The organism is Allobosea sp. 01N443, assembly GCF_056399325.1.
Genome location: NZ_JBFTRC010000260.1, coordinates 1 through 6,684, shown reverse-complemented (window position 1 = coordinate 6,684; position 6,684 = coordinate 1). Strand labels below are relative to the sequence as shown.

General features: G+C 64.8%; 8 protein-coding genes. 3 read left to right on the top strand and 5 right to left on the bottom strand.

Annotation, left to right across the window (positions count from 1 at the left end; all coding sequences use genetic code 11):
* The 5 genes from AC1DRP_RS33830 to ruvC form a co-directional block, all read right to left on the bottom strand.
* On the bottom strand, window positions 1-242 hold a 242-nt coding region (locus AC1DRP_RS33830), incomplete at its 3' end, for a hypothetical protein (RefSeq protein ID WP_476770813.1).
* An 8-nt stretch (window positions 243-250) separates the two neighbouring features.
* Window positions 251-1,297 (bottom strand): Holliday junction branch migration DNA helicase RuvB, encoded by a 1,047-nt coding sequence (ruvB, locus tag AC1DRP_RS33825; protein ID WP_476770812.1) that lies wholly within the window; start codon window positions 1,295-1,297, stop codon window positions 251-253.
* Entirely contained in the window at window positions 1,294-1,782 is a 489-nt protein-coding gene (locus AC1DRP_RS33820) for a hypothetical protein (protein ID WP_476770811.1), read from the bottom strand. The genes ruvB and AC1DRP_RS33820 overlap by 4 nt, the downstream gene beginning before the upstream one ends.
* On the bottom strand, window positions 1,779-2,396 hold the full coding sequence (gene ruvA, locus AC1DRP_RS33815; protein ID WP_476770810.1) for a Holliday junction branch migration protein RuvA: 618 nt from the start codon (window positions 2,394-2,396) through the stop codon (window positions 1,779-1,781). Before ruvA ends, AC1DRP_RS33820 begins: the two co-directional genes overlap by 4 nt.
* Before the next feature lie 40 nt (window positions 2,397-2,436).
* Window positions 2,437-2,952 carry a crossover junction endodeoxyribonuclease RuvC gene (ruvC, locus tag AC1DRP_RS33810; protein WP_441488214.1) on the bottom strand — a complete coding sequence of 172 codons (516 nt, stop codon included), beginning with the start codon at window positions 2,950-2,952 and terminating at the stop codon, window positions 2,437-2,439.
* A 217-nt stretch (window positions 2,953-3,169) separates the two neighbouring features.
* Here ruvC and AC1DRP_RS33805 point away from each other — a divergent pair, with 217 nt between their 5' ends.
* The 3 genes from AC1DRP_RS33805 to AC1DRP_RS33795 all read left to right on the top strand — a co-directional run bounded on the left by AC1DRP_RS33805 (window position 3,170) and on the right by AC1DRP_RS33795 (window position 6,572).
* A complete protein-coding gene (locus AC1DRP_RS33805; protein ID WP_476770809.1) occupies window positions 3,170-4,579 on the top strand; it encodes a DUF1254 domain-containing protein in 1,410 nt (469 codons plus the stop codon).
* A 14-nt stretch (window positions 4,580-4,593) separates the two neighbouring features.
* Window positions 4,594-5,625 (top strand): DUF1254 domain-containing protein, encoded by a 1,032-nt coding sequence (locus AC1DRP_RS33800; protein ID WP_476770814.1) that lies wholly within the window; start codon window positions 4,594-4,596, stop codon window positions 5,623-5,625.
* A 167-nt stretch (window positions 5,626-5,792) separates the two neighbouring features.
* Window positions 5,793-6,572, top strand: coding sequence for a sulfite exporter TauE/SafE family protein (locus AC1DRP_RS33795; protein WP_476770808.1), 780 nt, complete (start codon window positions 5,793-5,795; stop codon window positions 6,570-6,572).
* The last annotated feature ends 112 nt before the right edge of the window (window positions 6,573-6,684 follow it).

Genomic DNA, 6,684 nt, shown 5'->3' with positions numbered 1-6,684 from the left:
TCCTGATAGAGGTCGTCGCGGGCGAAGAGCGCCGCGAGGCCTTTGCTCAAGAGCCTGTCGCGATGCGGCGGTCGCCATGCCGGCGGCGAGGCCTTGAGGCCGGAGCTGGCGAGGCTACGAATTGTCGCGGCATAGGCCTGTTTGACCGTCGCTTCGGGAGTGGGCTCGGCCGCGGCAGCCCATTGCGCGGCGGGCCCCGCAACCACCGTGACGAAGACGGCGACCAGAAGGTTCCGCAGCATTCCCAGCATCACTCGCCCTCGGCCTCGTCCCCGAACAATCCGAATTGCGCCGTCTCGCGGTTCGGCTCCGGCATGCCGAGATGCCGGAAGGCATGCGGCGTCAGCAGGCGTCCGCGCGGCGTGCGCTGGATGAAGCCCTGCTGCAGCAGGAAGGGCTCGATGATCTCCTCGATCGCATCGCGCGGCTCGGAGAGCGAGGCGGCGATGGTCTCGATCCCGACCGGGCCTCCGCCGAAATTGACCGCGACGGTGGTGAGATAGCGCCGGTCCATCTGATCGAGGCCGATGCCGTCGACATCGAGCAGGTGCAGCGCCTTGTCGGCGACCGAGCGCGTGATCACCGGATCGCCGTCGACGATGGCGAAGTCGCGCACGCGCCGGAGCAGTCGGCCGGCGATGCGCGGTGTCCCGCGGGACCGGCGGGCGACCTCGTTGGCACCGTCATCCGACATGCCGATGCCGAGCACGCGGGCGCCGCGCGCGACGATGCCCTGCAATTCCTCGACCGTGTAGAATTGCAGGCGGATCGGAATGCCGAAACGGTCGCGCAGCGGCGTCGTCAGCAGGCCGGCGCGCGTGGTCGCGCCCACCAATGTGAACTTGGGCAGGTCGATCTTGACCGAGCGTGCCGCCGGCCCCTCCCCGATGATCAGGTCGAGCTGGTAATCCTCCATCGCCGGATAAAGGATTTCCTCGACCGCCGGGTTGAGCCGGTGAATCTCGTCGATGAAGAGCACGTCGCGCTCTTCGAGATTGGTCAGCTGCGCCGCGAGGTCGCCGGCCTTGGCGATGACCGGCCCCGAGGTCGAGCGGAAATTGACGCCGAGTTCACGCGCCACGATCTGCGCCAGCGTCGTCTTGCCGAGGCCCGGCGGGCCGACGAAGAGCACATGGTCGAGCGCATCACCGCGCGCGCGCGCCGCATTGATGAAGACCTGGAGATTGGCGCGCGCCGCCGCCTGGCCGGTGAAATCGGACAGCGACAGCGGCCGCAGCGAGGTTTCGCTGTCGTCGTCGCGACGGTCGGCCGTCACGAGGCGGCGGGGTTCACTCACAGTTCAATCTCCAGCTCCAGCGCGTCATGCACCGGGATGTCCCTGTAGCCGGTCTTGATAATCGTCGGAATCACGGAGCGATAATGATCGATCGCCTCGGGATAGAGGCCGGACAGGCGAAAGCCCTGGCGCTGATAGAAGGTCAGCCCGGGCATGTTGTCATTGGTCAGCATCGCCTTGAGCTTCTTGGCACCTGCGGCCCGGGCAGCGGCCTTGACCGCAGCGAGCATCTGGACCGCCACGCCCTCTCCCGGCCGCAGCGAATGCAGGGCGCAGAGATAGGCGGTCTCGTCGTGTCGCGTCCAGCTTGCCAGCGCCGCCGTCTGCCCCGTAGCCGTGAACAGGCCGAGCGCATCGATCTCGGCGACGTCGTAGGTGTGCAGGTCGATCATCATCTTATGCGAGCCCCAGACCGCCAGCATCAGTTGCAGCAGCTCGCTCTTATCCTCGACGGCGCGGACGATCAGGGCGTCGGCATTGCTCACTTCGCCAGTTCCTTGAGACCCAGCTTGATCAGCTGTGCCGTCCCGGCCCCCTCGCCGGCCGCTTTCGAGGCCGCGGCCACCGCCGCCACGGCCTGGGCCTGCGGATAGCCGAGATTGGACAGGGCAGAGATCGCGTCCGCCACCGCTTGCGGTAGTTTCCTGTCCTCCAGTGCGCCCGCGAGCTGCACCACGCCGGGATCGATATGGCCGAAGGCGGGCGCCTTGTCCTTGAGCTCGGCGCAGAGCCGCTGCGCCAGCTTTGGACCGACCCCGGGGGAACGCGCCACGGCCGCCTTGTCGTTGGTCGCGATCGCCGTCGCCAGCGCGCCGGGCTCCAGCGTCGAGAGAATGGCGAGCGCCACCTTGGCGCCGACGCCCTGTACCACCTGCATCAGCCGGAACCAGTMGCGTTCGACGTCGGACAGGAAGCCATAGAGACGGATCGCGTCCTCGCGGACATGGGTCTCGATCGCCAGCGCCGCTGCCTCGCCGGGTTTTGGCAAACGCTGCAAGGTGCGCGACGAGCATTGCACGACATAGCCGACACCCTGCACGTCGAGGATCACGAAATCCTCGCCATAGGAATCGATCAGCCCCTTGAGCTTGCCGATCATCAGAGGCTCCGTCGCATGTGCATGTCCAAGCTGTAGCGCCTCACGAGGCCGCGCGCATCTGCGCAACCAGCGCCCTCATGCCGCGATGCTGCGAATGGCAGATCGCCACCGCGAGCGCGTCCGCCGCATCCGCCGACTTTGTCTCGGCCTTCGGAAGCAGCACCCGGATCATCGCCTGGACCTGCTTCTTGTCGGCATGGCCGACACCGACCACCGTCTTCTTGACGAGATTGGCCGCGTATTCGGCAACGCTGAGGCCGGCGATCGCCGGCACCACCAGCGCGATGCCGCGCGCCTGGCCGAGCTTCAGCGCCGATTGCGGATCGCGGTTCACGAACGTCTCCTCGACCGCGACCTCGTCGGGGTCGAACGAGCCGATCACCCGCGCGATACCGTCATGAAGTTGTCTCAACCGCTCCGAAAGCGGGCTCGCTCCGTCGCTTTCGACGCAGCCACAGGCAACGAAGGAGAGCTTGGTGCCCTCGCTGGTGATGATGCCCCAGCCGGTCTTCCTGAGACCGGGATCAAGGCCGAGAATCCGAATCGCTTGTGCCATGTCCGCACACTAGTCTGGACACGGTTTGTACTCCATTACCGAGGTTCCACTGAGGAGCGCTGCCGGAATGCCAGGGCATGCGGCACAGCATGGCGTGGCCTCTATACGCTGCGCGCGGCTTGCCCCTATGCTTCGTCGATCGCGGTCATTCCGCGAGAAATCCGGACGTTTTTCGTTATCGAGAAGATTTCAGCGCAGGAATCCAGGGGAATACGCCATGAGAACGTCGCTCTTCGTCTCTCTCGCCGCATCGCTTGCCCTGTTGCTGCCGCCGCTGGCACTCACGGCGCACGCACAAGCTCCTACCCCCGCCGAAGCTCGCGCCATCGCCAAGGAAGCCACGATCTATGGCTTCCCGCTCGTCGACAATTACCGCATTCAGCATTCCTATTTCGTCGATCGCTACAGCCCGGAGTTCAAGGCTCCCTGGAACACGCTCGTCAACAACGCGCGGGTCTATACGCCCGACGACAAGGCGATCCAGACGCCCAACTCGGACACGCCCTATTCCTATGTCGGTGCCGACCTGCGCGCCGAGCCGCTCGTCTTCACGGTGCCCGCGGTCGAGAAGGGCCGCTATTACTCCCTTCAGTTCATCGACCAGTACACCTTCGATTTCGCCTATGTCGGCAGCCGCGCCACCGGGAACGGCGCTGGTAGCTATCTGCTGGCGGGTCCGAAATGGAGGGGCGAGAAGCCGGCCGGCATCAAGCAGGTGATCCGCTCCGAGACCGATTTCGCCTTCGTGCTGTACCGAACCCAGCTCCTCGACCCCGGGGACATCGACAAGGTCAAGGCGGTCCAGGCCGGCTACAAGGTCCAGCCCCTCTCGCAGTTTCTGGGAAGGCCAGCACCAGCACCGGCGCCGACGGTCGATTTCATCAAGCCGCTGACGCCCGAGCAGGAGCGCAGCTCGCTCGAGACCTTCAACGTCCTGAATTTCGTTCTGCAATTTGCCCCGACGCATCCGTCCGAAAGGGCGCTGATGGCGCGTTTCTCGAAGATCGGCGTCGGCGGCGGAAAGAGCTTCGACGCGAATGCGCTCTCGCCTGAACTACGCCAGGCCCTGCAGGACGGCATGGCCGATGGCTGGGCCGCATTCAAACTGTACAAGGAAACAGAGGTCGATACCGGCAAGAGTTCGAGTGCGGACGGGTTTGGTACGCGAGCCTTCCTGAAGAACAATTACATGCTGCGAATGGCAAGCGCTGTCCTCGGCATCTACGGCAATGCGAAGCAGGAGGCGCTCTATCCCGCCTATTTCATCGACTCCGCCAAGCAGACGCTGAACGGGGCGAAGCGCTACACCCTGCGCTTTGCACCGGGGCAGTTGCCACCGGTCAACGCCTTCTGGTCGCTGACCATGTACGAGCTGCCGGCGAGCCTGCTCTATGCCAACCCGATCAACCGTTACCTGATCAATTCGCCGATGCTGCCGGGCCTGAAGCGCGATGCGGATGGCGGGATCACGGTCCATGTGCAAAACGAGTCCCCCGGCAAGGAGCGCGAAGCCAACTGGCTGCCCGCGCCGACGGGGCCGTTCTTCGCGGTCACGCGGCTGTACTGGCCGAAGCCGGCGGCGCTGAACGGCAAATGGAAATCCCCACCGCTGCAGCCACAGAACTGACCCAGAGGGCCGAGATGCACACCAAGCTCACGATTTACGCGTTTGCCGCTACGCTGGCGGTTACGGGCGGCGCGGTCGCGCAGGCGCCGTCGGATCCTGCAGCCCCAGTCGGAGTGGACAATTTCATCCGCGCCGAATCGGACCTCTACATGAGCAACATGGTCAAGGACGGCAGCCTCGGTAAATTCGTGCACCGGCGTGAGCCGGCCGCGATCGACAACCAGACCGTTATCCGCCTCAACCGCGATACGCTCTATTCGGCGGCCGTCTTCGATCTCGACGCAGGCCCGGTCACGATCACGCTGCCGACGGCAGGCAAGCGCTTCATGTCGATGCAGGTGATCAACGAGGACCACTATACCCCGATGGTGGCCTATGGCGCCGGCTCCTACACCCTCGACAGGCAAAGGGTCGGCACGCGCTATGCGGCGGTTGCCATCCGCACCCTGGTCGACCCTGTGGATCCAAAGGACGTGCAGCAGGTTCACGCCCTGCAGGATGCCATCAAGGTCAGCCAGAAGCGCGCGGGTAAGTTCGACGTGCCGAACTGGGATCAGGCCAGCCAGAAGAAAGTCCGTGACGCATTACTGGTGCTGGGCTCGACGATACCCGATTTCAAGAAGGCCTTCGGCACGAAGAAGGAAGTCGATCCCATTCGGCACCTGATCGGGACCGCGACAGKCTGGGGCGGCAACCCCGACAAGGACGCCACTTATCTCAACGTCACGCCGGCGAGGAATGACGGAACCACCGTCTACAAGCTCAACGTCAAGGATGTGCCGGTCAACGGCTTCTGGTCGGTGAGCCTCTACAATGCCGAGGGCTACTACGAAAAGAATCCTTACGGCGCCTACTCATTGAACAACATCACCGCTAGGAAGAATGGCGACGGCTCGATCTCGATCCAGTTCGGCGGCTGCGACGGCAAGATCCCGAACTGCCTGCCGATCATGAAGGGCTGGAATTACACGGTTCGCCTCTATCGCCCACGCGCTGAGATCCTGAACGGCAAATGGAAATTCCCGGAACCCGTGGCCGCAAGCTGAGCAAGGCGGGCATGCGCGGACGCGCAGTTGATCAGGCGCGCATGACCGCGCGCGATCCTCATGGCATCGATGACGTGCACATATCGATGCCATCACAAGGAAAGAGTTGATCCCGCCGGGACTTGGGTGATGGTGGGCTGCCCCGACTGCCTGACCTCCCTGGACCGATGACCGACCTGCTTTCCGCGCTGTTCCCCAGCCTCACCCTCTCGGGGATAACCACCCTTCTCGGCGCGACGCTGCTCGGCGGACTGGTGCGCGGGTTCACCGGCTTCGGCTTCGCCATGGTCTTCATGCCGCTGGCAAGCCTGGTGCTCGGCCCCGTCGCAGCGCTCGGCCTGATCTGGGTGATCGATCTGCCTTTCGCGCTGCCGATCGCCGCCCGCTCGGCCAAGCGTGCCGAATGGAGCGAGGTCATCCCCTTGCTGATCGCCGCGACGCTGACGCTGCCATTCGGGCTCTGGCTGCTGACCTGGCTGGAGCCGAGGACGATGCGCTGGATCGTCGCCGTGCTCGTTCTCGCCGCGGTGACGCTGATGGCCTCGGGCTGGCGCTATCACGGCAAGCCGGGCATCCCGCTCTCGCTGGGTGTCGGTTCGCTGTCCGGCCTGTTCAACGGCCTCTCCAGTATCGGCGGCATGCCGCTGGCCGTATTCTGGCTCGGCGCCCAGCGCAACGACCGGCACAAAGCGCGTGCCAACCTCCAGACCTATTTCGGCCTGTCGACCGTGGTCAGCGGTGTCCTGCTCTGGCTGAAGAGCATCATCACGGCCGCATCGCTCGCGATGGCGCTGCCGTTGTTTGCGATCTACGGCGCCGGTCTCTGGGTCGGCACGCATGCCTTCCGGATCGCCTCCGAGGAGACGTTCCGGCGCATCGCCTATCTCGTGATCTTCCTCAGCGCGCTGGTCAGCCTGCCGCTATGGGATGGCATGCTGGGGCGTTGAACCGCCGCGTTCGCCTTCGCAGGCAAGTAGTCGCGCCTTGCCGCACGCGATGAAGGAGCAGGCGTCGTGGCCGGGACAAGCCCGACCATGATTGGCAGGGCTGCTTACGAGC

Excerpts from the sequence above, each read along its gene's own strand:
- ruvC (WP_441488214.1), bottom strand. The coding sequence starts at position 2,952 with ATGGCACAAGCGATTCGGATTCTCGGCCTTGATCCCGGTCTCAGGAAG.
- AC1DRP_RS33805 (WP_476770809.1), top strand. The coding sequence starts at position 3,170 with ATGAGAACGTCGCTCTTCGTCTCTCTCGCCGCATCGCTTGCCCTGTTG.
- AC1DRP_RS33795 (WP_476770808.1), top strand. The coding sequence starts at position 5,793 with ATGACCGACCTGCTTTCCGCGCTGTTCCCCAGCCTCACCCTCTCGGGG.